Annotated in this window: 26 protein-coding genes, 1 tRNA gene and 1 riboswitch; of the genes, 16 read left to right on the top strand and 11 right to left on the bottom strand. The window is 45.8% G+C overall.

Annotated features, from left to right (window positions below; genetic code table 11):
• Positions 1 to 16: 16 nt before the first annotated feature.
• Genes hisH through hisIE form a run of 4 tightly spaced genes read left to right on the top strand, consistent with a single transcriptional unit; the run spans position 17 to position 2,785 of the window.
• Positions 17 to 658 carry an imidazole glycerol phosphate synthase subunit HisH gene (gene hisH / locus ACNAZ4_RS12530; protein ID WP_415814851.1) on the top strand — a complete coding sequence of 214 codons (642 nt, stop codon included), beginning with the start codon at positions 17 to 19 and terminating at the stop codon, positions 656 to 658.
• Complete coding sequence (gene hisA, locus ACNAZ4_RS12525; RefSeq protein WP_415814849.1) at positions 655 to 1,386, top strand: 1-(5-phosphoribosyl)-5-[(5-phosphoribosylamino)methylideneamino]imidazole-4-carboxamide isomerase; 732 nt, start codon at positions 655 to 657, stop codon at positions 1,384 to 1,386. Before hisH ends, hisA begins: the two co-directional genes overlap by 4 nt.
• Entirely contained in the window at positions 1,386 to 2,144 is a 759-nt protein-coding gene (hisF, locus tag ACNAZ4_RS12520) for an imidazole glycerol phosphate synthase subunit HisF (RefSeq protein WP_415814847.1), read from the top strand. The genes hisA and hisF overlap by 1 nt, the downstream gene beginning before the upstream one ends.
• Complete coding sequence (gene hisIE / locus ACNAZ4_RS12515) at positions 2,141 to 2,785, top strand: bifunctional phosphoribosyl-AMP cyclohydrolase/phosphoribosyl-ATP diphosphatase HisIE (protein ID WP_415814845.1); 645 nt, start codon at positions 2,141 to 2,143, stop codon at positions 2,783 to 2,785. Before hisF ends, hisIE begins: the two co-directional genes overlap by 4 nt.
• Positions 2,786 to 2,811: 26 nt before the next feature.
• Here hisIE and ACNAZ4_RS12510 read toward each other — a convergent pair whose 3' ends face one another.
• Complete coding sequence (locus ACNAZ4_RS12510) at positions 2,812 to 3,783, bottom strand: nuclease-related domain-containing protein (RefSeq protein ID WP_415814844.1); 972 nt, start codon at positions 3,781 to 3,783, stop codon at positions 2,812 to 2,814.
• 485 nt (positions 3,784 to 4,268) lie between these two features.
• Between ACNAZ4_RS12510 and ACNAZ4_RS12505 the strand changes: the two genes are divergently transcribed.
• The gene (locus ACNAZ4_RS12505; RefSeq protein WP_415814842.1) at positions 4,269 to 5,777 is read left to right on the top strand and encodes a tetratricopeptide repeat protein; all 1,509 of its coding nucleotides are present in this window, start codon (positions 4,269 to 4,271) and stop codon (positions 5,775 to 5,777) included.
• Positions 5,778 to 5,960: 183 nt separating this feature from the next.
• Here the strand turns inward: ACNAZ4_RS12505 and ACNAZ4_RS12500 are convergent, their stop codons facing one another.
• The 9 genes from ACNAZ4_RS12500 to tenA all read right to left on the bottom strand — a co-directional run bounded on the left by ACNAZ4_RS12500 (position 5,961) and on the right by tenA (position 13,316).
• Positions 5,961 to 6,980 (bottom strand): MoeB/ThiF family adenylyltransferase, encoded by a 1,020-nt coding sequence (locus ACNAZ4_RS12500; protein ID WP_415814840.1) that lies wholly within the window; start codon positions 6,978 to 6,980, stop codon positions 5,961 to 5,963.
• Positions 6,977 to 7,744 carry a thiazole synthase gene (locus tag ACNAZ4_RS12495; protein WP_415814838.1) on the bottom strand — a complete coding sequence of 256 codons (768 nt, stop codon included), beginning with the start codon at positions 7,742 to 7,744 and terminating at the stop codon, positions 6,977 to 6,979. Before ACNAZ4_RS12495 ends, ACNAZ4_RS12500 begins: the two co-directional genes overlap by 4 nt.
• A 2-nt stretch (positions 7,745 to 7,746) precedes the next feature.
• Positions 7,747 to 7,950, bottom strand: a complete 204-nt coding sequence (gene thiS, locus ACNAZ4_RS12490) for a sulfur carrier protein ThiS (protein ID WP_415814836.1) — start codon at positions 7,948 to 7,950, stop codon at positions 7,747 to 7,749.
• 13 nt (positions 7,951 to 7,963) lie between these two features.
• Entirely contained in the window at positions 7,964 to 9,085 is a 1,122-nt protein-coding gene (thiO, locus tag ACNAZ4_RS12485; protein WP_415814834.1) for a glycine oxidase ThiO, read from the bottom strand.
• The gene (locus tag ACNAZ4_RS12480) at positions 9,069 to 9,695 is read right to left on the bottom strand and encodes a thiamine phosphate synthase (RefSeq protein WP_415814832.1); all 627 of its coding nucleotides are present in this window, start codon (positions 9,693 to 9,695) and stop codon (positions 9,069 to 9,071) included. Before ACNAZ4_RS12480 ends, thiO begins: the two co-directional genes overlap by 17 nt.
• 67 nt (positions 9,696 to 9,762) lie before the next feature.
• On the bottom strand, positions 9,763 to 10,563 hold the full coding sequence (locus ACNAZ4_RS12475) for an energy-coupling factor transporter transmembrane component T family protein (RefSeq protein WP_415814830.1): 801 nt from the start codon (positions 10,561 to 10,563) through the stop codon (positions 9,763 to 9,765).
• A complete protein-coding gene (locus ACNAZ4_RS12470; protein ID WP_415814828.1) occupies positions 10,547 to 12,007 on the bottom strand; it encodes an ABC transporter ATP-binding protein in 1,461 nt (486 codons plus the stop codon). Before ACNAZ4_RS12470 ends, ACNAZ4_RS12475 begins: the two co-directional genes overlap by 17 nt.
• A 13-nt stretch (positions 12,008 to 12,020) precedes the next feature.
• Positions 12,021 to 12,599, bottom strand: coding sequence for an ECF transporter S component (locus ACNAZ4_RS12465; protein ID WP_415814827.1), 579 nt, complete (start codon positions 12,597 to 12,599; stop codon positions 12,021 to 12,023).
• 27 nt (positions 12,600 to 12,626) lie between these two features.
• Complete coding sequence (gene tenA, locus ACNAZ4_RS12460) at positions 12,627 to 13,316, bottom strand: thiaminase II (RefSeq protein ID WP_415814825.1); 690 nt, start codon at positions 13,314 to 13,316, stop codon at positions 12,627 to 12,629.
• Between the two features lie 123 nt (positions 13,317 to 13,439).
• Positions 13,440 to 13,548, bottom strand: a riboswitch (TPP riboswitch).
• A 294-nt stretch (positions 13,549 to 13,842) separates the two neighbouring features.
• Between tenA and trxB the strand changes: the two genes are divergently transcribed.
• The 6 genes from trxB (at position 13,843) to ACNAZ4_RS12430 (ending at position 19,114) form a co-directional block, all read left to right on the top strand.
• On the top strand, positions 13,843 to 14,793 hold the full coding sequence (gene trxB, locus ACNAZ4_RS12455; RefSeq protein WP_415814823.1) for a thioredoxin-disulfide reductase: 951 nt from the start codon (positions 13,843 to 13,845) through the stop codon (positions 14,791 to 14,793).
• Positions 14,794 to 15,360: 567 nt separating this feature from the next.
• Positions 15,361 to 15,819, top strand: coding sequence for an NUDIX hydrolase (locus ACNAZ4_RS12450; protein ID WP_415814821.1), 459 nt, complete (start codon positions 15,361 to 15,363; stop codon positions 15,817 to 15,819).
• 96 nt (positions 15,820 to 15,915) lie between these two features.
• Entirely contained in the window at positions 15,916 to 16,806 is an 891-nt protein-coding gene (gene rapZ / locus ACNAZ4_RS12445; RefSeq protein ID WP_415814819.1) for an RNase adapter RapZ, read from the top strand.
• Complete coding sequence (locus ACNAZ4_RS12440) at positions 16,803 to 17,786, top strand: gluconeogenesis factor YvcK family protein (protein ID WP_415814817.1); 984 nt, start codon at positions 16,803 to 16,805, stop codon at positions 17,784 to 17,786. The genes rapZ and ACNAZ4_RS12440 overlap by 4 nt, the downstream gene beginning before the upstream one ends.
• A 103-nt stretch (positions 17,787 to 17,889) precedes the next feature.
• The gene (whiA, locus tag ACNAZ4_RS12435; protein WP_415814815.1) at positions 17,890 to 18,837 is read left to right on the top strand and encodes a DNA-binding protein WhiA; all 948 of its coding nucleotides are present in this window, start codon (positions 17,890 to 17,892) and stop codon (positions 18,835 to 18,837) included.
• 19 nt (positions 18,838 to 18,856) lie between these two features.
• On the top strand, positions 18,857 to 19,114 hold the full coding sequence (locus ACNAZ4_RS12430) for an HPr family phosphocarrier protein (protein ID WP_415814813.1): 258 nt from the start codon (positions 18,857 to 18,859) through the stop codon (positions 19,112 to 19,114).
• A gap of 67 nt (positions 19,115 to 19,181) precedes the next feature.
• On the opposite strand, the gene clpP is transcribed toward ACNAZ4_RS12430, so the two are convergent.
• Positions 19,182 to 19,787, bottom strand: a complete 606-nt coding sequence (gene clpP, locus ACNAZ4_RS12425) for an ATP-dependent Clp endopeptidase proteolytic subunit ClpP (RefSeq protein WP_415814811.1) — start codon at positions 19,785 to 19,787, stop codon at positions 19,182 to 19,184.
• Positions 19,788 to 20,149: 362 nt separating this feature from the next.
• Between clpP and ACNAZ4_RS12420 the strand changes: the two genes are divergently transcribed.
• The 5 genes from ACNAZ4_RS12420 to gap all read left to right on the top strand — a co-directional run bounded on the left by ACNAZ4_RS12420 (position 20,150) and on the right by gap (position 24,505).
• A tRNA-Arg gene (locus ACNAZ4_RS12420) sits at positions 20,150 to 20,221 on the top strand.
• A 398-nt stretch (positions 20,222 to 20,619) separates the two neighbouring features.
• A complete protein-coding gene (rpoN, locus tag ACNAZ4_RS12415) occupies positions 20,620 to 21,957 on the top strand; it encodes an RNA polymerase factor sigma-54 (protein ID WP_415814917.1) in 1,338 nt (445 codons plus the stop codon).
• A gap of 80 nt (positions 21,958 to 22,037) precedes the next feature.
• Positions 22,038 to 22,298, top strand: a complete 261-nt coding sequence (locus tag ACNAZ4_RS12410) for a glutaredoxin family protein (RefSeq protein WP_415814809.1) — start codon at positions 22,038 to 22,040, stop codon at positions 22,296 to 22,298.
• Between the two features lie 123 nt (positions 22,299 to 22,421).
• Positions 22,422 to 23,447 (top strand): sugar-binding transcriptional regulator, encoded by a 1,026-nt coding sequence (locus ACNAZ4_RS12405; protein WP_415814807.1) that lies wholly within the window; start codon positions 22,422 to 22,424, stop codon positions 23,445 to 23,447.
• Between the two features lie 50 nt (positions 23,448 to 23,497).
• Positions 23,498 to 24,505, top strand: coding sequence for a type I glyceraldehyde-3-phosphate dehydrogenase (gene gap, locus ACNAZ4_RS12400; protein ID WP_079506865.1), 1,008 nt, complete (start codon positions 23,498 to 23,500; stop codon positions 24,503 to 24,505).
• Positions 24,506 to 24,598: the final 93 nt, after the last annotated feature.

Genomic DNA, 24,598 nt, shown 5'->3' with positions numbered 1-24,598 from the left:
GGAAGGAAGTTAAACCATGATTGGCATCGTCGATTACGGAATGGGCAATCTGTTCAGCGTCAGCAAAGCGCTCGAACGGCTGGATACGCCTTATTTCATCTCACAATATAAACAAGGCTTAATGGGAGCAGATGCACTGCTCGTCCCGGGCGTCGGCTCATTCCGTGACGCGATGGAAGTGTTGAACCGCACTGGTCTTGCAGAAATGATCCGCGATTTTGCAGCGACCGGCAAGCCTGTGCTCGGCATTTGCCTTGGCATGCAGCTGCTTTTTGAAGAAAGCACGGAAAATGGCAAGACGAAAGGGCTCAGCCTCCTTCCTGGCAAAGTCGGACGTTTTAGCGGCTTAACAGCAGATGGTGAGGCCTATAAGGTTCCGCATATGGGATGGAACAAGCTTCGTTTTACCGGAAATTCGCCATTGCTCGCTTCGCTTGAGGAGGATTACGTTTACTTCGTCCATTCCTATTATGTAAAAACGGGTGACCAGGACGTTCTGGCCGCAGTCGGTGACTATTACGATATTGAAGTTCCGGCTATCGTTGGCAAAGGGAATATATACGGCATGCAATTTCATCCTGAGAAAAGCAGTGATATGGGAATGGCGCTGCTCCGCAATTTTACGGAAATGGCAGCAGAAAGGAAGTCTGAGCAATGAAATTCACGATCTATCCGGCAATCGACATGCGCGGCGGAAAATGTGTCCGGCTGCTGCAGGGCGATTATGATAAAGAGACCGTTTATGGGGATTCCCCATTTGAAATGGCAAAGAAATTTGCCGCTGAAGGTGCAGATTGGATTCACATGGTCGACCTCGACGGCGCCAGGGATGGCAAGCGAGTTAACGACCAGTTCGTCATCCAGGCTGCCCAGGAGCTAGGCGTGAACGTCCAGATCGGCGGCGGCATCCGCAGCGAGGCGGACATCAATCACTATCTTGAGAATGGCGTCACCCGTGTCATCATCGGCAGCATCGCTGTTTCCGATCCTGAGTTTGCAGAAGAGATGGTCCGCAAGTACGGTGCGAAGATCGCGATTGGCCTTGATGCGAAAAATGGCTTTGTGGCAACGCACGGCTGGCTGAACACTTCGGAGGTAAGTGCAGTCGAGCTTGGCAAAAGATTCGCTGATGCCGGGGCAGAGACATTTATTTTTACTGACATCGCAACTGATGGCACGCTTGCTGGCCCGAATGTTGAGGCAACCCGTCAGCTGGCATTGGAAACTGGAAAAAGCGTTATCGCGTCTGGCGGTGTCAGCACGCTTGGTGACTTGGCTGACCTCGGGAAGCTTCGCGAAGATGGCATTACCGGCGCGATTGTCGGCAAAGCCATCTATGAAGGCCGTTTTTCGGTGAAAGCTGCGCTGGAAATGGGGAATGCCTGATGCTGAGCAAGCGGATCATTCCCTGTCTTGATGTAAAAGAAGGGCGCGTCGTAAAAGGCATCCAGTTCGTCCAGCTCCGCGATGCCGGTGACCCAGTTGAGCTTGCGAGGTTCTATGATGAGCAGGGAGCAGACGAGCTCGTTTTCCTTGATATTTCTGCATCTGTCGAAGGCAGGAAAACGATGGTCGAGGTTGTCAGGGAAGTGGCTTCCGAACTGGCGATTCCTTTTACAGTAGGAGGCGGAATCAATACCCTTGAGGACATGAAGAGGATGCTCCGCTCTGGTGCCGATAAAGTTTCACTGAATACGGCAGCTGTGAACAATCCGAAACTGATTTCGGAAGGCTCCGATTACTTCGGAGCCCAGTGCATCGTCGTTGCGATCGACGCAAAATATGATCCAGACCTCGGTACATGGCGGGTGTACACCCATGGCGGCCGCAAGCCGACGGAATGGAAAGTCATCGACTGGGCGAAGGAAGCCGTCCGCCTTGGAGCGGGTGAAATCCTGCTGACAAGCATGGACAGCGACGGCGAAAAAAATGGTTTTGATCTCGCATTGACGCGTGCTGTGAGTGAAGCGGTAACCGTTCCGGTCATTGCCTCAGGCGGAGCCGGGAATGCAGACCATTTTGTTGATGCATTTATTGAAGGAAAAGCAGATGCCGCCCTCGCTGCTTCGATTTTCCACTACCGTGAAACGTCAGTAAAAGAAGTGAAATCCCATCTGCGCGAAAAAGGAGTGACTGTACGATGAAAATAGAAGACTTGAAATTCGATAGCAATGGACTGATTCCGGCCGTTGTTCAGGACGCTTCCACCCTCGAAGTCCTGACCGTCGCCTATATGAATGAAGAATCGCTCTCCAAAACGCTGGAAACTCGCGAAACTTGGTTTTACAGCCGTTCCCGCCAGGAGCTCTGGCATAAAGGCGCAACAAGCGGCAATACCCAGAAAATCGTCGAGATCAAATACGATTGTGACGGTGACTCACTCGTCGTTCTCGTTGAACCAGCCGGACCAGCATGCCATACAGGCGCGGTTAGCTGTTTTACGGAGAGTCTCATCGGCGAAAGGTCCACAGAAAACACAACTTTAACTGATTTCGCCTTCATGCTTGAATTGGAAAAAACAATCCGGGAGCGTGAACAGGACATGCCAGAAGGCGCCTACACCACCTATCTGTTCGAAAAAGGCGTCGATAAGATTTTAAAGAAAGTCGGCGAAGAAGCCGCCGAAGTCATCATCGCCGCCAAAAACCGCGACCCCGAAGAACTGAAGTGGGAAGCCGCCGACCTGCTCTACCACCTGATGGTCCTGCTGCAGGAACAAAAGCTGCCATTGAAAGACGTACTTGGTGTATTGAATAAAAGGAAGAAGCCCGGCGCAGGAGAGTAGATGCGCTGGGTTTTTACTGTCAACAATTAATCGAAGAAGTTCTTTCCCGGGGAGTAAGTTCGGCCTTTGGTAGTGCCAAAAAAATTCAAATCCATGGATGTAAGAAGTCGTTTTGCAGTTGAAGAGGATTTCACATTTGTGAAATCGCGGAATTGCTTACTATTAATTGAAGAGCCAAATATAAGGAAATAATCCCTCAACGCCTGGATATGCGCATCCCCAGTTTTATGTCCGCAGTTTTTGCAAGTCCATTTCCCTTGATGGTAATCCATACCGAATGCCTCGCAGGCAGGGCACTGGACCCCTTTAACCATCTTATTAAATGGAAGATTCATTGATTTTGGATCGGGAATCAATGGTTCGTGCGCCTTTACTAAATGTCTGGCGATTTTCTTTATGTCATTTTTAGAAAGGAGGGACTGGGTATGCTTTTGGTAGAAGAGAGGAAGCTTGAATGCAACATTCGAGGACCTGAAAACTCTATAACTGACTTCCCTGTCATTGGTAGGGTTTTTAATGATGGCCTGCGTGTTGCTGATCGCTACAAGATATTCAATCGGTGGAGGCGTCATAGAATGCTTTTTAAGAAATGTTTTTAACTGATATGCCTGGTTTTTTGTCTGGAGTATGGGATCGGGAAAGACTTCTTCTATATCGTTTTGGATTCTGATCAACTGATTGAATTCTGGAAGGAAAATGAGCGTTCCTGCGTAATTTTTGGAATCGATGATGAGGAGAAAATAAGGGGTGATTATGAGGGTATCGATTTGGAAGTGGGTACTGTTGATCGGGATTCTTAAATCGTTTAAAATCACCATTTCAGAGTGGTCAACTTGCTCTAAAAAGTAATCCAGAGCCTTTTCCCCTTTGTAACCTGCCCTTTTTCGATAAAGCTTCCTCTCGAATTCTGCTTTTTTGAAGTCATCTCGAGGAAAACGCCTAACTATGGCTTCTAAAATCATGATTTCTTTAGGATATTCTCTTGTTTTGCCAATCAAAGTCTATCACTCCTTAAAATTTTTACTTCTATATTCGATATCATCCTTCAATACACCTTCTTTTTTAAGAGAGATATAAATTTATTGGCGAAAAATAAATTTATTCGACCACTTTTTTGATTAATTTGGCGGATTTTTAATTTTTTCGACCACATTCCACGATAATTCGATCACTTTTCTCAATAATTCGACCAACTCCCGGAAAACGGCTCACCCAAGGAGTCCACCTGCTTATAAAAAATGCAACACACCATAATGAGTCCAACTTCCAATAATTCGCACAACTACAGAAATCAAACCCTCCCCACACAATTTCACTCCCACACCTTCTCGAACCCTCTGTCCGTATGTTATACTACATTAGTTAAAGTTGCTTCGATAAAACACTGTATGTGTATTCTTATACAAACCACTAGGCTTTATGGATATAGTTTTTTAAAAGGTTCAATGAATATAGTTTTACTAAAATATAAATGGAGGATCACATGGGAAAAGACTCTAAAGCAACGAAGCAAAAAGGCCAATTGCTGTCTTTCGTTCCTACTGGTGAGTACTACTTCGCCAAAGGGGTCAAGGCTTTCCACAAGCGGGATCTGAAGAGGGCTGAGAAGTATTTCGGGCGTGCGATGCATCTTGAGCCGGGCGAGCCGATGATTGTTTGCCAGCTGGCGATCGTGCAGTCGGAATTGGGTGAATATCAGCAATCGAACCGTCTTTTGCACTTGGTCCTCGAAGAACTGGATGAAAACATGGCAGAGTGCCATTACTTCCTGGCGAATAACTACGCTCATTTGGGTCTGTTCCGCGATGCGTTCCGGCATGCGAATCTGTACCTGGAAGTGAACGAGGACGGCGAGTTCGCGGAGGACGCGAACGATCTTCTTGATTTGCTGACGCTTGAAGCGGAAGAAATGGATGAGGATTTTTATGAAGAGGATGACCTGATAGTCAAGCAGGAGGAAGCGCGCAACCACCTCGAATCCGGGGAGTTTCCACGGGCGATTGAGATTTTCCAGGAGGTAATCGAAGAGTATCCGGAATACTGGTCGGCATACAATAACCTGGCGCTGGCGTATTTTTACCTTGGGGAAACAGTCAAGGCCCGCGACATCCTGAACGATGTGCTCGAGCAGAATCCTGGGAACCTGCACGCGCTCTGCAATGCGCTTGTGTTCGCGCATTATCAGGGACAGGAGAAGGAAGGCCAGGATCTTAAGGATTCACTCGGAAAAATCCATCCGATACACTTTGAGCACCAGTTCAAGCTTGGTGCCACGTTCGCGCTTGTCGGCGAGTACGAACTAGCTTACCGCTGGCTGAAGAAGCTGCAGAAGACAGGCTTTGAAGGCGACGGTGCTTTCTATTACTGGCTGGCGCATTCGTCCTATTTTACCGGCAGAGAAAATACCGCACGGACAGCCTGGAAAAAAGTCCTAGAGTTCAACCCGGAAAAAGACGGAATGGAGCCTTGGGCAGATAAACCGGGCGTGAAGTTCGAAGCACAGGTTTCGGCGATTCTGAACCAGTTGAACAGCGATTATCCGGAGGAACGCCTTTTTGCGTTATTCCTCACATCTGTATCCGCGAAAAAGAAAGAAATTCTCGCAGCAGATACATCGACGGATAAAATGACCGAGATGGAAAAATCATATTTTGCCTATGTAACTTCCGGCAAATTGAGCAGCAAGGAAGAAGAAGTAAAGGGCGCGCATGAAACGGCGAAGCTATTGTACGACCACCACCAGCCGATTGGCAAAAATGAAGCCGGCGTCTACATCATGTGGTTTTCGGTATTCGAGCAGGCAGCAAAGGCAGGCTACGATTTTAAAAACAAGAAAGCATGGGCGGCAGCAGTCGATTACCTCTGGGATAAACTGAGGAATATCCAGACGACAAAAGCGGCAGTCGCGAAAAAATACGGATTGTCCGTATCCACGCTATCCAAATATATCAATATGGCAAGCGAGTTTCTTCACGAAGAAGACAGCATTTAATCTAAAGGCTAACCAATCTATTTAATAGAAGGGTTAGCTTTTTTAAGTGTAAAATGTGATATTCCCAGGGAATGAAGGTTAGCTTTTTTAAATGCAAAAAGTGATGTTTCCAGGTAATAGAAGGGTGAGCGTTTTAAATGCAAAAAAAGTCATGGCCGGGGCTGGCTATGACTTTTTCTAAAATTAACTCAGATAACGATGGTAAAGTATTTTAGCTTCGGATATGTCTTTGATTCCATGTACGAACACTCTGCCGTCCTTGAAAACCACCAATCTTGCGGATTCGACTCGAAAAGAAAGCAGGTAGGGGTTGCGCTTTGTTTTGAATCCTTGTCCTGTCAGGGTCGTCTCCAAATGGTCGAGATTCCTTGTCTGGATTGTCCCCGGCCTGATTTGAACTGTATCCCTTCCGCAAAGCACGGCCGCCTTGGTCTGGTTATCATAAGAGAGATACGGATAAGTCTGTTCTTCTCCGCAAGAAGGACACGATGCTTTTTTCAGGGAGGAGACGTTAATGGTTCGAAACTGGTTTTTCCAGACATCGAATGAAACAAGTTTGCGGTTCAGAGCATCGATGTCACCTGTCAATATCTTTAACGCTTCTGCTGATTGATGGGCGGCTACCATCTGAATAGCAGGCTGTATCACCCCCGCGGTATCACAGGTAATTCCTCCCAATGGCATTGACTCCAAAAGGCAGTTCAAGCAGGGAGTACTCCCCGGAAGTATCGTAAAGCTGAGGCCGTAGCTGCCGACACAGCCCCCGTAAATCCAAGCGATCTTATGCTTTTGTGATATATCGTTGATCATCAGGCGAATTTCAAAGTTATCAGTACCGTCGATGATCAAATCTACACCCTTGATTAACTGTTCCAGTTCCTGAGCTCCGACATCAGCTATATGGGGGATGATTGCAACATCCGAATTAATCGCTCTTAACCTTCTGGCAGCCGCCGCTGCTTTGGGCATTCTTTCCAGAGCATCCGCTTCACAATAAAGCTGTTGCCGCTGAAGATTGCTCCATTCCACATAATCCCTGTCAGCAATGGTCAGTTTCCCGATTCCAGCTCTTGCAAGGAGTTCTGCATTTGCGGAACCAAGAGCACCTGCACCAATGATTAAGACATGCGTGCTATGAAGTCTTTTCTGGCCTTCTTTGCCGATTGGTGCAAATAATTCCTGGCGGGAGTATCGGCTGGTCAACTAAAGATCATCCCTTCTGCAGGACTGCTTGCGGCAGCGTATTGTTTTTTTGCCATTCTTCCTGCTTCAAATCCCAATCTTCCCGCCTCCACTGCGAGTTTCATAGCCTTTGCCATTTTTACCGGATCCTTTGCTGAAGACACGGCCGTATTCAGCAAGACACCATCCGCTCCCAGTTCCATGGAGGCAGCCGCATCTGCGGGACTGCCAATCCCGGAGTCGACAATCACCGGAACTGTTGCCTGCTCAATAATGAATTTCAGATAAAGAGGGTTGATGATTCCCTGTCCTGAGCCGATCGGCGAAGCGCAGGGCATGACGGCATGGCAGCCGAGCTCCTGCAGTTTCCTTGCCAGAACAACATCGTCCGAGGTGTAAGGAAGCACGATAAATCCTTCATTTAACAGGATTTCTGAAGCTCTTAGTGTTTCGACCGGGTCAGGGAGAAGAGTTTTGTCACAGCCGATGACCTCAACCTTCACCATGTCACAAAGCCCTGAGGCTTTGGAGAGTCTCGCAATCCGGACAGCTTCCTCTGCGGTCTTGGCTCCTGCTGTATTAGGAAGGAGCTTGTATTTCTTTAAATCTAGCTGCTCTATAAAATTAGGCTGGTTTGCCTCGAATATATTCATGCGCCGAACAGCAAAAGTAAGCACCTCTGTGCCTGATTCCTCTACAGCTTTCCTTTGGATATCAAAGTCAGGGTATTTCCCCGTTCCCAGCAATAAACGAGAGTTAAATTCATATGGTCCGATTTTCAGCATGATCATCCGCCTCCTACAAAATGTACGATTTCAATTCGGTCACCAGCACAGAGTGTTGTATCGTAATGCGCGCTTTTTTCTAAAATGGCTTCATTCCATTCGACGATTAACACCTTGTCTTCAAGTTGAAAATAGTTTAATAGGGCAGCTGCTGTTTTAATATGGTCTGGAATATTAATAGCTTCCCCGTTTATGATAAGCTCCATGATCATTCTCCTTTCATGCTCTTACGGAGATGTTTATGCGTGACAGCTGAAAGGGACCAGAATCTTTCGTTTTCCCATCCATCAAATCAGCGATCAATTCCCCGGTAGCTGGCGACAGCAAAATTCCATTCCGGAAATGGCCGGCTGCTATATATAAATTACGGTACGATGGGTGCTCTCCCAGAAAAGGCAAACCATCTTCGGAAAGCGGTCGAATCCCTGTCCAAGCGTGCTCCAATTCGCATTCGGCGATCCCCGGCACAAGGTGCTTAGCCTTCTCCATAAGGGTTGAAATTCCGTCCAGTGTCACCCTTTCATCAAATGTGTCTGGTTTGACGGTCGCACCGATAATAAGCCTCCCGGATTTCTTAGGAACGATATAGCATCCATGAGAGAAGACGGTTCCACTGATAAGCTGCTTATTTGTAAGCACTGATAAACATTCTCCTTTTACAGGGGAAATCGGAAGAGTTAGGCCGGTTTTCTTTATTAAAAAAGGACTCCACGCGCCTGTTGCGATAACAACTGACTCTGCATAAACGGGACCCAGGTCCGTTTGGATGCCATGTGCTTTCTCTTTCTCAAGAATCAAATCATTAACACTCGTAAACTCGTAAAATTCTGCTCCGTTCATCCTGGCTGCCTTAGCGAAGGCAATGGTCAACTCCCGCGCATCCACATGACCGTCATCCGGAATAAACATCACTCCAAGCAAGCTGCTTGAAACTTTAGGCTCACGTTCCATTAATTCTTGGATGGTCAGCCATTTGGCAATTGCGCCAGATTTTGTCTGAAACTCAATCAATGTCTTTAATCCAAGGGCTTCCTTTTCAGTCGCAGCCACCCTGTACATGCCTCTATTTTGTAAGCCGATATGAACGCCCGTAAGATCTTCAAGCTCTCTTGCCAAATCAGGGAACATAGCGCGGCTTTTTCTGGCAAATTGGAACAGTGGTCCATCATCGGTGAGTTCTGTTTGGGCTCCCAGCATCCCGGCTGCTGCTCCTGATGCTTTGCCAGCAAGCCGTCCTTTTTCTAAGACGGCGACACTTCTGCCTCTTTTTGCTAATTGATAGGCAATCGAACAGCCATTGATGCCCCCGCCAACTACAATGACATCATAGATCTTTTTCATGTAAACGACCTCCTTGATGGATTATTTGTGAATAGCACCAGGCAGCGTGGAAGGGATCCTCTGCTTGAAGAACCCCTGACATCACTGCTGCTCCATCTGCTCCGGCCGATAAGGCCAATTCGACGTTTTCAGGCTTAATGCCGCCTATGACAATTACCGGAACCTCCACCATTTCTGTTATCGATGCCAGTTCGTGAAGGCCTTTCCCCGGTAATCCTTCTTTGGAAGGAGTCTCAAAAATATGCCCATAAAGAAGGAAGTCCGCACCACTCTTTACTGCTTTAAGAGCATCATTGTATGAATGAACGGAACAGCCAGCTGTAATCCCCGGGAAGTGTTGTTTGACAAGGTGGATTGGAAGGCTGTGATATGCGAGCTGGACGCAGGTGTTATAGGACCAGGCGACATCTGCTCGATCATTGACTACTATTTTTTCGGAAGGTATCCCATTATTAATCAGCATTTCGACTCCAACGGCAATCTCCTTTGCGGTGAGCTCTTTTTCACGCAAATGAAACCTGTCGATGAATGGGTTGATTTTACCGGCAATGTCGGCAAATTCTTTTAATGAAAGCTTTCCGTCGGATAGGACATGCAATTGTTTCTTCATTTATCCACCTTCCTCCAGGTGTTTGGCTTGTTGAGCACAACGATTGGCCATTAAAACAGCTCCTGTATTATAATGACCGGACATCGACAACAGGGAAAAGCGGATAATGCCCGGAAATAAAAATGACAAGCGACAAAAATAGTGCGAAATAGGCAATGAAAATCAAGTCGTACCTTGAAAAGCCAGTCTGGTAATAATAGGTCCGCTTTCTGCTGTCCGTGAACCGCTTTGCTTCCATTGCCACCGCAATTCTGTATGCGCGGCGTATGCTTTGGGAAAGAAGCGGAATCGAATAGCCTTTGATTGATGACAAAATTCCTCTGACAGTAAAAGTATTCTGGATTCCTCTAACCGTCCTTGCATATTTGATGGTGGTCAGTTCTTCAATCATGATTGGAATCAAACGGATTCCTGCCATGAAGCTGTATGCATATTTCGGGTTCAGCTTAAGCTGCTGCATCAATGAATAGAAAAGCAGGACCTGACTAGTTGTCAGGGCAAAGGTGAGACCAAGCATTGCATAAATGAGTGCCCTGAATCCCAGGTGTATCCCCCTGTATAGACTTTCCTCGGTAATATGGATCAAGCCCCATTTGAATAGAGTCGATTCCCCTTTCCCGAACAGGATCATCGACGAAGAGGTCGATAGGAAAATCAGCAGGAAAGGGATGGAGAAGAGCAAGATCCGCTTGAAAGGGTGACCTGTGAAAAAGAGAAACAATATGGCAGGTCCAAGTGCAAAGAGGACCATCACGTTCAGGTTATGGATGAACAGAACCACAACAAACAGACAGGCAAGCCCCAATAATTTCACGCTCGGGTTGATTCTATGAAGCCACGTCATTTTATTGTCAAATTGAATAGGCATGGCCGGCCTCCGCTGCAGTTGGTATTTTAGCTTCTTTAACCACCACTTCACTGTCAATCACATTCCAGACCTTTGTGGCAAAGTGCTGGATGATTTGCCTGTCATGCGTTGCCATAATAATGATGTGCCCGCTTTTCCGGTAGCTTTCTAAAAGTTCAAGGACAGCGAATGTATTTTTTGAATCCTGGCCAAAAGTCGGCTCATCAAGAAGAAGGATAGCAGGATTTTGGGCAACAGCTGTTGCAACACTAAGCCGCCGCTTTTGGCCCATCGATAACTGGTAAGGATGAAGATCCCTTTGATTCGCGAGATTGAACAGCATCAACAGCTCGGAAACCTTTTTCTCAATCAATTCTTCTCCATCATGTTTTTGCCGGAAAGTAATCGCAAGCTCGTCAAAAACCGTATTTGCAACGAATTGGAGTTCAGGGTTTTGAAAAACAAAACCGGCCTCGCTGGAGATGTCCTTATTTCTGGTAATATTTCGTCCGTTTACCTGGTAAGTCCCGGACGTTTTCAGCAGTTGAATGAGTGATAAAAGCAATGTGCTTTTTCCGGCTCCATTTTTGCCAGTTACCGCAATCCAGTCGGCAGACTCTGCTTCGGCATGCTTAATCTTGATCTTGGTTTCTTTATTTCGGAAACCCTTAAAGTTTTCTAAAAATAATTCCCTCTTAATCTGGAAATCTGTTGTTTTATAAGTGGGCGCTGTCGCTTTGTACTGGTCCCATACTCCCGGAAACCAGATTCCATATTTCTCGAACTCAGTCCTATAAGAATTAAAAACAGATTCAGGTCTGCCATCTGCTATAATGGTTCCTGCTGCATCAAATAAGATGATCCGATCAATGAAGTCGATTACATGCTCGATTTTATGCTCGACAATGATTACTGTCTTATCAGCTGATATCTTCTTTACCGTTTCCCAGATTTTTTTTGTTCCTTCAGAATCGAGCATCGCGGTTGGCTCGTCAAAGAACAGGACCTCTGGGTCAATGGCAAGCACAGATGCAATCGCCAGCCGCTGCTTCATGCCGCCTGAGAATGTATGGATCCTTGAATGTGAGTCATTAAGGTCAAGACCTACTAGTGACAGGAGCTCGGAAATCCTTTTGGGCATCTGTTCTCTAGGGACTTGAAGGTTTTCCAGTACAAAGGCAATTTCTTCATCAGCATATGGCATACAGAACTGAGTGTCTGGATCCTGGAAGACAAATCCCCAGGAATCAGGGTAGGTGCAGCGGTCAAATTTGATTGGTACCTCAATGGAATTTGGAATCAAACCAGAAAGTGCCTGTAACAAAGTCGACTTGCCGCAGCCTGAAGGACCAAGTAAGAGCACTTTTTCTCCTTTTTTAAATGATAAGGACAAATCCTCGAAAAGAAGTTTTTTCGTGCCAGGAAACTTTAGTCTCAGCTTTTCAAATGAAGATATTATTGGCATCCAATCACTCCTGTTATTGGCTCAAAGTATCAAAGTCATCTTGAGAAGCGGGCCTAAGGATTTTTGTAACGCCTGTTCGCTCAAGGGCTCTTGCAATTCCCAGTGCCAGCAGACCGGAGAACACAATGGAACCAGCAGCTCTCATGGAAATCAATAACGCAAGGTTCCATGCGGCCAGGTCTTCGATATATCCTTTGTAAAAGTCCATCATCAATGAACCTGTGCATGCTGCTATACTGGCAAGGCTTACAACAATCACTCCGGATCGCTTATAACCAAAAGCCATCAAAACCAATTCCGCAAACAATCCCTGGATAAAGCCATAGATCAGTACCTCAAGCCCCCATTCAGAGCCCATCAGGAATTCCCCAGATGAAGCGGCCACCTCGGCAAGCAGGGCCACACCAGGCTTGCGGATTACGAGAAACGCGACAATGGCAGCGATGAACCACATTCCATAGATGAATTGATCAAGATGGAACCCCAGCGGTTTCAGCGCATAGTAGAGAGGCCCCCAAATTTTATAGACAAGGCCAAATGCAATGGAAATGACGACGGTAACTAAAATATCTGTTAATTTTAATCTGGACATTTTTCTTCTCCCTTGCTGATTTCCAGCTTACTGGACAGCCGTTTTATTATTGTTTATTGACCAGCCTTCAAGCGTGCTGGCCATTTCCCAGAACTTAAGCTCATAATGGCAGCTGTATAAAAAGTGCTGCTTCATCTTTTCTTTTTCTTTTTCAGATGCACTTTCGGAGATGGAATCAAGAAGACTGAGCTGCTCGTTTACCAGTTCACTAAACCAGTCACTTCCGTACGCGCCAATCCATTCCTGGTATATAGGTGTCCCTGGGGCCGCGTGCTTCATCCTCTCTCCAATTTCGTAATAAATCCAGTAACAGGGAAGGAGGGCGGCGATGATTTCCCCCAGGCTTCCTGATGCGGCCACCCTGTAAAGATGGGAGGTATAGGCATATGCAGTGGGTGCTGGCCTGAAGCTTTGGAGTTCTTCCTTGGTAACTCCGAGCTGGCCCATGAATCCTTCATGCAAGCTCAGCTCAGCCTGGTAAGTACCCTGTGCATGGGCAGCCATTTTTGCCGTAATGGATAATTCCTCGGCCCTTGAAGCGGCAATGGCCTGGATGCGGGCAAAATGAGATAGGTAATAGGAATCCTGCAAGACATAGTAACGAAAGTTTTCAATCGGCAAGGTTCCTTTTGCAATTCCTTGAACGAATGGATGGTGCAGGTTTGCTTCCCAAATTGCACTTGCTTCTTGACGGATCATCTGTGTAAAAGTAGACATAACAACCTCCTGGTAAGTGATTTTTCAGCATCCTGCCGGCTTAGGATGCTGATTTTTTCCAATAAAAAAGCCACTTTCTGCAGGCAGAAAGTGGCTGTATTGGCAGTAAAATAAAAGCATACCGCTCCAGATACTCCACTTCCCTACGCTGGTATGATCCAGATCAGGTTCAAAGGGTCTTAAAGTTTCACTTTAATCTCAGCCTTAACCAAAGGCTCCCCTAGCAGGTAAAAATTTCTATTGAATTTATTTTCTGTGAATTATCATAACATTCTTCACAAAATTGTCAATATTTCTTCAGGCCCCTTGTCCGTAAACCAGTCCTCAATATTCATAAAAAATGAGAATCTTATTGGTATAAAGCCCGTTTTAAGTAATTTCGTAAATCCAGGGAACCTGTTACCCCGTCAAGCATATTTTTGGACTATATGCTTCTTGTTTTATAGGATATGTTTATGCAGGAAATACTATTTCCGAATGGATTACGGAAATTAGCGGATTATGATATTCAAAGGAGTTGTACACCATGTCAGAAGAGAAAATTTATGACGTCATCATCATCGGTGCCGGACCGGCAGGAATGACGGCTGCAGTTTATACTTCACGCGCGAACTTGTCGACACTGATGCTTGAGCGCGGCGTGCCGGGCGGCCAGATGGCGAATACAGAAGAAGTTGAGAACTATCCAGGCTTTGACCACATTCTTGGGCCAGAGCTTTCAACTAAAATGTTTGACCATGCGAAAAAATTCGGAGCAGAATATGCATACGGTGATGTGAAAGAAGTCATCGATGGCAAGGAATATAAAACCATCAAGGCTGGCAACAAGGAATACAAAGCCCGCTCGATCATCATTTCGGCTGGTGCGGAGTACAAGAAGATTGGCATCCCTGGCGAGCAGGAGCTTGGCGGCCGCGGCGTTTCCTACTGTGCGGTTTGTGATGGCGCATTCTTTAAAAACAGAGAACTTGTTGTCGTCGGCGGCGGAGACTCCGCTGTTGAAGAGGGTGTTTACCTGACTCGCTTTGCTTCAAAAGTGACGATCGTTCACCGTCGTGACGAGCTTCGTGCGCAAAAAATCCTTCAGGACCGCGCCTTTGCCAATGACAAAATTGATTTCATCTGGAACCATACAGTCAAGCAAATCAATGACAAAGATGGCAAAGTAGGCAGCGTGACTCTTGTATCGACACAAGATGGCGCTGAACAGGAGTTCCCGGCTGATGGCATATTCATCTACATCGGAATGGTTCCATTGACAAAGCCGTTCGAAAGCCTCGGAATCACAAACAGCAGTGGCTATATCGAAACGAACGAACAGATGGAAACGAAAGTCCCTGGCATTTTCGCAGCTGGCGACATCCGTGAAAAAACACTGCGCCAAATCGTGACAGCAACAGGCGACGGAAGTATCGCTGCTCAAAACGCCCAGCATTATGTTGAAGAATTGATCGAGGAACTGAAAGCGAACGCTTAACATACAATTGACAGGCCCGCCGCAATGAATCGGCGGGCTTTTATTTTCCTTCTAAATGGTAAAAACATCACACTGCGGCATAAATTAACAAAAAGTAATTATTTATTAATTCTTCTGTAACAGTAGTGAAACAATCGTGGGGTATTATAGAAATAGAAATTGACCCCCTTTTAAAAATATAATCCTTTGACGGCACAGGTTATCCTGTGCTCTTTTTTTATACATAAAAATGAAACAGGCTGTTGCAAGCGAATATAACACCTTTTGATATTGGGAAATTTTTGCGGCGTATAATCATTACACCTCACGAAAACTAGTCCACTCCCTAAAAAGAACTTTTCTTGTCAAAAATATCATTTTCCTATTCATTGTGGGTAAAAACTAAAAATAGTATAATGGAAAGAATAAAAAGTCCGGCAAATGACGTAAGGCTGTTTCAGAGGAAAGTTTGCTAAAAGGATTATGTGTCCGGAATCCATTAAAATGAGAAACAAGTTAAAGATGTGCAGGTGTACCGCTTTTTTTGTCGGGTCTTTGCTTGCGCGTATAGATGAAGAGGTGGATTGAATGCAGCGCGTCACGAATTGTGTTTTGGTGAAGGAAGATAAGATTTTGCTGTTGCAGAAGCCTCGCCGCAATTGGTGGGTGGCTCCTGGCGGTAAGATGGAACCAGGTGAGACTGTCAAAGATTCCTGTATAAGGGAATTCCGTGAAGAAACAGGGATTTACCTGCGGAATCCGCAGATCAAAGGGATTTTTACATTCGTCATCAAGGAAGATGATCAGGTGGTTTCGGAGTGGATGATGTTCACTTTTTATGCCACTGAGGCAGATGGGATCAATCTCGATGTATCAGAGGAAGGCACCATCTCCTGGCATGAGCTTGACGACATCAAGGACCTGCCAATGGCAGCAGGGGACTATCATATTCTTGAATATATGATCCATGGACAAGGAATCATCTATGGCACTTTTACTTATACACCGGATTTCGAGCTGATCAGCTATAGGCTCGATCCGAATTGATACGATAAATAAGGGCTGTTTTCGTATTGGCGACTGCCTTTTGGACAATTGCAATACGAAAAAGGCTTAAACACTAATTTTACAGGGGGAAGAGAAATGAGTACCGGTTCAACTGATACCCAACTCGTCATCATAACAGGTATGTCAGGCGCGGGGAAAACGGTCGCAATCCAGAGCTTCGAGGACCTTGGCTTTTTCTGTGTCGACAATCTGCCGCCGACATTGCTGCCAAAATTCCTTGAGTTAATGAAGGAATCTGGCACAAAAATGAATAAGGTGGCACTTGTCATGGATTTGCGGGGACGCGAATTCTTTGACTCTCTGTTCAAGGCGCTTGATGAACTGGCTGAAACTTCATGGGTAACGCCGCAGGTGCTGTTCCTTGACGCAGATGACTCCACACTCGTCCGCCGCTACAAAGAAACGAGACGCTCGCATCCGCTTGCTCCATCAGGCTTGCCGCTTGAAGGCATCCAGCTTGAACGCGAGCTGCTGGAAGAACTGAAGGGCAGAGCGCAGATTATTTATAAAACAACAGGAATGAAACCAAAGGACCTCAGGGAAAAAATCCTTGAGGAATTCTCAGTAAACAAGAAGACGATTTTTACCGTGAACGTGATGTCGTTTGGGTTCAAGCATGGAATCCCGATCGATGCCGATCTCGTTTTCGATGTCCGTTTTTTGCCAAATCCGCATTATATTGATCATATGCGTCCAAAAACTGGTCTTGATGAAGAGGTGTCGACATACGTTTTAAAATGGAACGAGACATCCAAGTTCCTTGAAAAGGTGACAGACCTTTTGAGCTTCATGCTTCCGCATTATAAGCGGGAAGGAAAAGCGCAGCTCATCATCGCCATCGGCTGCACGGGAGGCCAGCACCGGTCCGTCGCTCTCGCTGAACATATCGCCAAGTACTTCGAGAAAGACTATCATACCCGCGTGACACACCGTGATATCGAAAAAAGGAAGGGACTTACGACATGATGACAGATGGACTGCCAAGAATCGTCATCATCGGAGGTGGAACAGGCCTCCCAGTCCTGCTCCGGGGCTTGAAGAAGCATCCGGTCGACATCACTGCGATTGTCACAGTGGCTGATGATGGCGGAAGTTCGGGCCGCCTGCGGGAAGATATGCAGATTCCTCCACCTGGCGATATCAGGAATGTCCTGGCTGCGCTATCGGATGTCGAGCCGCTGATCGAGGAAATGTTCCAGCATCGCTTCAATACATCCAATGAGTTATCGGGCCACTCGCTTGGCAACCTGATCCTTGCTGCGATGACGTCGATTACCGGCAATTTCGTTCATGCGATTCAGGAGATGAGCAAGGTGCTGAATGTCCACGGAAAAGTCCTGCCGGCAGCAAACAGGAGTGTCATGCTGAATGCGGTGATGGAGGATGACAGCATTGTCAGGGGCGAATCGAAAATTCCTTACTCCGGAAAAAGAATCAAACGGGTTTTCCTGAATCCTGAAGGCGTAAAGCCACTGCCTGAGACACTGCAGGCGATCAGGGAAGCAGATTTGATCGTCATTGGACCGGGGAGCTTATATACTAGCATCCTGCCAAACCTGCTCGTGAAGAAGCTTGGCAAGGAAGTGTGCAAGGCGACGGCGCGCAAAGTATATATCTGCAATCTGATGACCCAGGCGGGGGAGACGCATGATTTTGCGGCAAGTGACCATATCAAAGCGATCTATGATCATATGGATTGTGCTTTTATCGATACGATACTGGTGAACAGTGAGACCATCCCTCCAGATGTCGAGCTGCGTTACAAGGAAGAGCTTGCCCAGCCTGTCGTTTTTGATCTGGACCGGCTGAATTCTTTAGGAGTCGAGGTCGTCCAGGATGAAATTGCAGAGCTGGATGGCAATGTAATCAGGCATGATACAAAAAAAGTTTCAGAAATTTTATATTCTATGATAATAGATGAAACCAAAAAGAGGTATAACGCGTAAATATAGGATGCAAGCGTTTGTCTCGGTAAGAAAGATAAAAAAAGACAGCTGCTGTGCTTGCATGAATAATGGCGCCAGCACCATATAACCAGGGGGTGAAGAGGTGTCGTTCGCTTCGGAAACTAAAAAAGAACTCACGAATATTGAGGTGAAGGACTGCTGCGCCAATGCGGAACTGTCCGCTTTAATCCGGATGAATGGTTCCCTTTCCTTCTCTAATCGCAAACTCATCGTAGACGTACAGACTGAAAATGCCGCGATTGCCAGGCGAATCTATACCCTGATCAAGAAAAGCTATCAGGTACAGGTGGAGCTTTTGGTGCGAAAGAAGATGCGGCTGAAAAAAAACAATGTTTATATTGTCCGCCTGAAGGAATCTGCCAGGGAAATTCTGGAGGATTTAAAGATTTTAGGAGAAGGCTTTGAAATTAACTATGAAATTTCACAGGAATTGGTGAAAAAGAAATGTTGTAAGCGTTCTTATTTAAGAGGGGCTTTCCTGGCGGGAGGTTCGGTGAACAATCCGGAAACATCCTCCTACCATCTTGAGATCGCCTCGATGTACCAGGAACATAATAATTCATTATGTGAGTTGATGAACACCTTTGGACTGAACAGCAAAACACTGGAACGAAAAAAAGGCTTCATCACCTATCTGAAAGAGGCGGAGAAGATCACCGAGTTTTTGACGATTGTCGGGGCGCATAATGCATTGCTCCGATTCGAGGATATCCGGATTGTCCGGGATATGAGGAACTCGGTCAACCGCCTGGTGAATTGTGAAACGGCCAACTTGAATAAAACGATCGGCGCCGCATTGAGGCAGGTTGAGAATATCCGATTTATAAGGGATACAGTAGGCCTGCAAATTTTACCGGAGAAGCTGAGGGAAATTGCCCAGCTTCGCGTCGATTACCAGGATGTCACCCTCAAGGAGCTTGGCGAAATGGTCAGCGGAGGGACGATCAGCAAATCAGGAATCAATCACCGGCTGCGAAAAATTGATGAGATAGCAGATAAACTGCGTGCCGGGCAAATCATAAATAAATAGGGTTAGAGGAGGAAAAGCAATGGTGGAAAAACAGGTGGAAGTCAAATTGAAAACTGGGCTGCAAGCACGCCCTGCTGCATTATTCGTTCAGGAAGCAAACAGGTTCTCATCCGATATCTTTCTAGAGAAGGATGGCAAAAAGGTAAACGCGAAAAGCATCATGGGATTGATGAGCCTTGCGGTAAGTGCCGGAGCATCAGTAAACCTGATCGCGGAAGGAAATGACGAAGAAGAAGCCGTAGCAAAGCTGGCTGAATACATCCAGAACGAAAATTGATCTAACAAGGTTTCTGAAAAGAACGCAAAAAAACTCGCTCCGTGTAAAGAGCGAGTTTTTATTGCGATTATTTATCCTTTTTTTCTTCCAGTACGTTGCGAGTGATGATCTGGTCGACAAGACCGTATTCCTTCGCACGCTCAGCTGTCATGAAGTTGTCGCGGTCCGTATCTTTCGCGATGACTTCAAGCGGCTGGCCAGTACGCTCAGATAGGATACCATTCAGCTTTTCACGAAGGAAAAGGATGCGCTTCGCAGCGATTTCGATTTCAGTCGCCTGTCCCTGTGCACCGCCAAGTGGCTGATGGATCATGACTTCCGCGTTTGGAAGTGCATAACGCTTGCCTTTAGTTCCGGCAGCCAGAAGGAATGCACCCATGGATGCAGCCATACCGATACAGATTGTCTGTACATCTGGCCTGATGAACTGCATAGTATCGTAGATTGCCATACCGGCAGTGATACTGCCGCCCGGGCTATTGATGTAGATGGAAATGTCTTTTTCCGGATTTTCAGCTTCCAGGAAAAGCAGCTGGGCTACGATTGAGTTGGCAACATTGTCATCAATGCCGCTTCCCAGCATAATGATGCGATCCTTTAAAAGGCGGGAATAAATGTCATATGCCCTTTCGCCCCGATTCGTTTGTTCAATAACTGTAGGAATCAAGTTCATGTTTGTTTTCCTCCTTTAACGTAAGATCATTTCAATGCTTTAATAAAGGCATTGCAGTCCTTTTTAAAAGCAAATGACTGCCCTCTGAAAGGCAGATTGCAGGCTGGCATAAACTGGTTCGTTTGCCAGAATACCTATGTAGTTTAATGATACACGCATGGTCAATAAAGGTCAAACGAATCGCTTGCTAAGCCTGCATAAACTGTTCGACAATAATGTATATTCCAATTTGCTGTACCGTATCCATCTTACCCAAGATTGCCAATTTTAAACTAACGGCCCGCGGTGCTGGCAAAAAATCATTCTTGCAAACCATCCAGACTTGCCCTATAATAGGTAAGCGTAACGCTAACTTCAATCATGCCCTCGTGGTGCAACGGATAGCACGTAAGATTCCGGTTCTTGAGATGTGGGTTCGATTCCTGCCGAGGGCGTAAATATTTAGTGTTAATGGCTTTCAAGGTACTCAGATGAATTTTCCGAGTTCCTTGGAAGCTGTTTTTATTTTATAAAGCGGGTTATTTCCCCTTAATTTGGGATATTGTGCAATTACTCTTGATGTTTACGCAATTGCGTCTGGGTTTTGTGCAATAATTTGATTGGATTACGCAATTCTATTCTCTGCTTGTGCAATTATCGGGACTCTTTAAGAGAATAATTTTTCCAGTTGCTGCTTTGCTGGTTGTTTATGAGTAAAATACATAGGTTAATCCGTATTAAGTCTTGATTATGAACACATATAGCTCAGCTCCTGATTGCCAATGCCAAATTCTTTCCCTACTCCAAACCATGTTTATCATGTAAAATGAGGGCAGGGGTGATTTAGGTGGATATGAAAGCTGGATTGTTTCAAAAACAGACGTTAAAATTGGCGATGACCCAGGAGTTGACCCAGGCAATTGCGCTCTTGCAGTATTCAGCGCAGGAACTTGCGGCGTTTCTTGAAGCTAAATCGATGGAAAACCCCCTATTGCAAGTAGACTTTAAAAATATCACTCCTTTTGATTCGAATATGGATCGTAAGAGGAAGACGACAAAAAGGACGTTCGAACGGGACCAGAAAAATTTGATCGAACAAATTGGTTCTGGCGAGAGCGAAACGCTTGAAGAGTACCTTCATGCCCAGCTAAATTCCTTAAAAGCATCACCTGAAGAGAAATTGATTTTACCAGTGTTGATTGAAAACATAGATGAAAACGGTTACCTGAAGATGGATCGTGATGATCTTGCAAAAAGGTTTGGTGTGGATGAAGAATTCATTGATTCCGCCTATTTTAAGCTGCAATCATTGGATCCCGCCGGAATTGCGGCCAGTAACCTTCAGGAGTGCCTCCTGCTTCAGCTGACAAGGCAGAAACGGACACCAGCCAATCAGCTGGCAATTACGATCATTCGTGACCACTTCCTTCTCTTCGCGGAAAAAAAGTGGAAAGCGCTCGCGAAAATGCTAAATATAGAATTGAAGGATATCCAAAAGGTTCATGACGAGATCCAGAAGCTTAACCCAAAACCAGGATCTTCGTTTCAGCGTGGAAAGCCGGCCTATATTATTCCAGATGTAGTGGTGAAGCGTGAAGGAGAAGAGCTATCCGTAAGTGTATATGATGCCTTGATTCCGAAAGTCTCTTTTAACGATGGCTATTACCAGCAGTTATCACAACATAAGGATCAGGAAGTCAATAAATTCCTCCAGGAAAAGCAGGGGGATTACCAGTGGATCCGGCGCAGCCTTGAGCAACGGAAAGAAACATTGATGAAGGTGTCGCTGAAAATCATCGAAAAACAGCCGGGCTTTTTCCTGAAAGGGCCTTCGCACCTGTACCCGATGACGATGAGGGAGGTCGCGGATGAACTCGAGATCCACGAATCAACCGTCAGCCGGACTGTCCGTGAAAAATACATGCAGACACCAGGCGGAACTTATGAATTGAAATCCTTCTTTACAAGTGGAATTGCCACCACCGAGAACGACCAGGCTTCATCTCAAACAGTCAAGGCGGCAATCGGGAACTATATTAAGGAAGAAGACAAAAGAAAGCCGATTTCCGACCAGGCGATTGTTGAAATGCTCGAGGATCGTGAAGGGATGGTCGTTTCGCGGAGAACGGTAGCGAAATACCGTGATCAGCTTGGGATTCCGTCCTCTTCTAAACGGAAACGGTTCGATTGAACTTTATAGCGAATAATACTTCAATATCAATTTTGTATTTGCGTATAATACCAAATCCCACTCAATCAAAGGAGCCGAAAATGATAAAAACAGTCAAACTATACTCCCGTCCGCGCTGCCATTTGTGCGAGACTGCGCGGGAGATTCTTGAAGAACTCCAGCAAAATTGGAATTATACAATAGAAGAAATCAATATCGATCTTGACGACGAGCTTGTCGAGAAATATGGAATCATGATTCCGGTCATCGAATTGGACGGCGAGGAGCTTCAATACGGAATCATTAACAAAAAGTTCATAAGTGAAGCGTTTTCACGAAAAAAGCTTGAGTTTATTGGTTGATTAAGGTTTTCACTCCTGTTAGAATGAAAATTGTAGCAGGGGTGATTTTTTTTACCGCGAGTGGGACATAATATGTCTTGGCGGGACATTTAACGTCCATCACTTTAAAAGGAGAATATCAACATGGACTTTTCGCTCATTGATATTCAAAAAAGAATATTACCCGATTTATTGCAAGTTATGCAAAAACGATACCTCATCCTCCAATACATAAACGTGATGCAGCCAGTTGGCAGGAGAAATCTCTCAGTCAGCCTCAACTTGACTGAACGGGTTTTGCGTTCTGAGGTAGAGTTTTTGAAAGACCAGAATCTGATTTCCATGTCGGTTTCGGGAATGACACTGACACATGAGGGAAAAGATATACTGGAAAGTCTTGATAGAGTAATGCGGGACATAATGGGTATAAACACATTAGAGCAGCAGCTCGAAAAGCGCATGGGCATCCGCAAGGTCATCATAGTCCCTGGGGACAGCGACCGATCGCCATGGGTGAAAAGCGAGCTGGGGCGTGCGACAGCCGATAGCATGAAAGAGCTCCTCCAAAGCAAGAATATCATTGCTGTAACCGGAGGCTCGACGATGGCGGCTGTGGCAGGGAGTCTGACTCCCGACTTTGGCGAAAAGGATTTGCTGTTCGTGCCGGCAAGGGGCGGAATCGGCGAGGACGTCAAGAACCAGGCAAACACGGTTTGCGCGATCATGGCGGACAATACGAATTCCCGCAATCGGGTCTTTTATGTACCGGACCAGGTCAGCACTGAAGTTTACAAGTCCTTCATCAAAGAACCGCTGATTTACGAAGTATGGAATTTAGTGAAATCAGCGAGCATGGTTTTACATGGTATTGGAGACGCTATTACAATGGCGGAACGCCGCAATACCAGCGCCGAGGATTTGCAGAAAATCCTCGATGGAAAAGCAGTCGGCGAGGCATTTGGCTATTATTTCAATGAAGAGGGTGAAATCGTCCACAAAGTGCAGACGATCGGCCTTCAGCTGGATGATCTCGCGAGTATAGGCAATATCATTGCGGTTGCCGGAGGACAGTCGAAGGCAAAGGCAATCAGGGCCTATATGAAACAGGCACCTTCCTCTACCATTTTGGTGACGGATGAAGGAGCCGCCAAAACATTGTTACAAGGGTAACACCTTAATATAAACAACACCTTTTATAGGAATTAAAGGAGGAAATACTCATGGCAGTAAAAGTTGGTATTAACGGATTTGGACGTATTGGACGCGTAGTTTTCCGCGCGGCATTGAAGAACCCTAATGTGGAAGTAGTTGCAGTTAACGATTTAACTGATGCAAACATGCTTGCACACCTTTTAAAATATGATACAGTTCACGGAACATTGAACGAAGAAATCACAGTTGACGGTGACTACCTTGTAGTTGACGGCCACAAAGTGAAAGTACTTGCTGAAAGAGATCCAGCTCAACTTGGCTGGGGCGACCTTGGCGTAGAAGTAGTTGTTGAATCAACTGGACGTTTCACTAAGCGTGCTGACGCTGCGAAACACTTAGAAGCAGGCGCTAAGAAAGTCATCATTTCTGCACCAGCATCTGATGAAGATATCACAATCGTTATGGGTGTTAACGACGATAAGTACGATGCAGCTAACCACCACGTAATCTCTAATGCATCTTGTACAACAAACTGCCTGGCTCCATTCGCTAAAGTTTTGAACGACAATTTCGGAATCAAGCGCGGTATGATGACAACTGTTCACTCATACACAAATGACCAGCAAATTCTTGACCTTCCGCACAAAGACTACCGTCGTGCGCGTGCAGCTGCGGAAAACATCATTCCGACAACAACTGGTGCTGCAAAAGCAGTTTCTCTAGTATTGCCTGAACTTAAAGGCAAATTGAACGGTGGAGCTATGCGTGTTCCAACTCCAAACGTTTCTCTAGTTGACCTTGTTGCTGAACTTGAAAAAGACGTAACAGTTGAAGAAATCAATGCTGCATTCAAGAAAGCTTCTGAAAACGAACTTAAAGGCATCCTTGGATACAGCGAAGAGCCACTAGTTTCTAGTGACTACAATGGCTGTGCAAACTCTTCTACAATCGATGCACTTTCAACAATGGTCATGGAAGGCAGCATGGTAAAAGTAATCTCTTGGTATGACAACGAATCTGGTTACTCTAACCGTGTAGTTGACCTTGTAGATTTCATCGCTAAAAAAGGTCTGTAAGCAAATATTGGATTAACCATCCATTTACGACTATAATGTAGTGGGATGAAAAGGGGAGCGGGGTAAATTCCCTCTCCTCTTTTTCTGCTTAAT

Source organism: Mesobacillus thioparans (genome assembly GCF_965138835.1).
In the GTDB taxonomy this organism is placed as follows: domain Bacteria; phylum Bacillota; class Bacilli; order Bacillales; family Cytobacillaceae; genus Mesobacillus; species Mesobacillus thioparans.
This window is presented reverse-complemented; position numbering and strand designations above follow the sequence as displayed.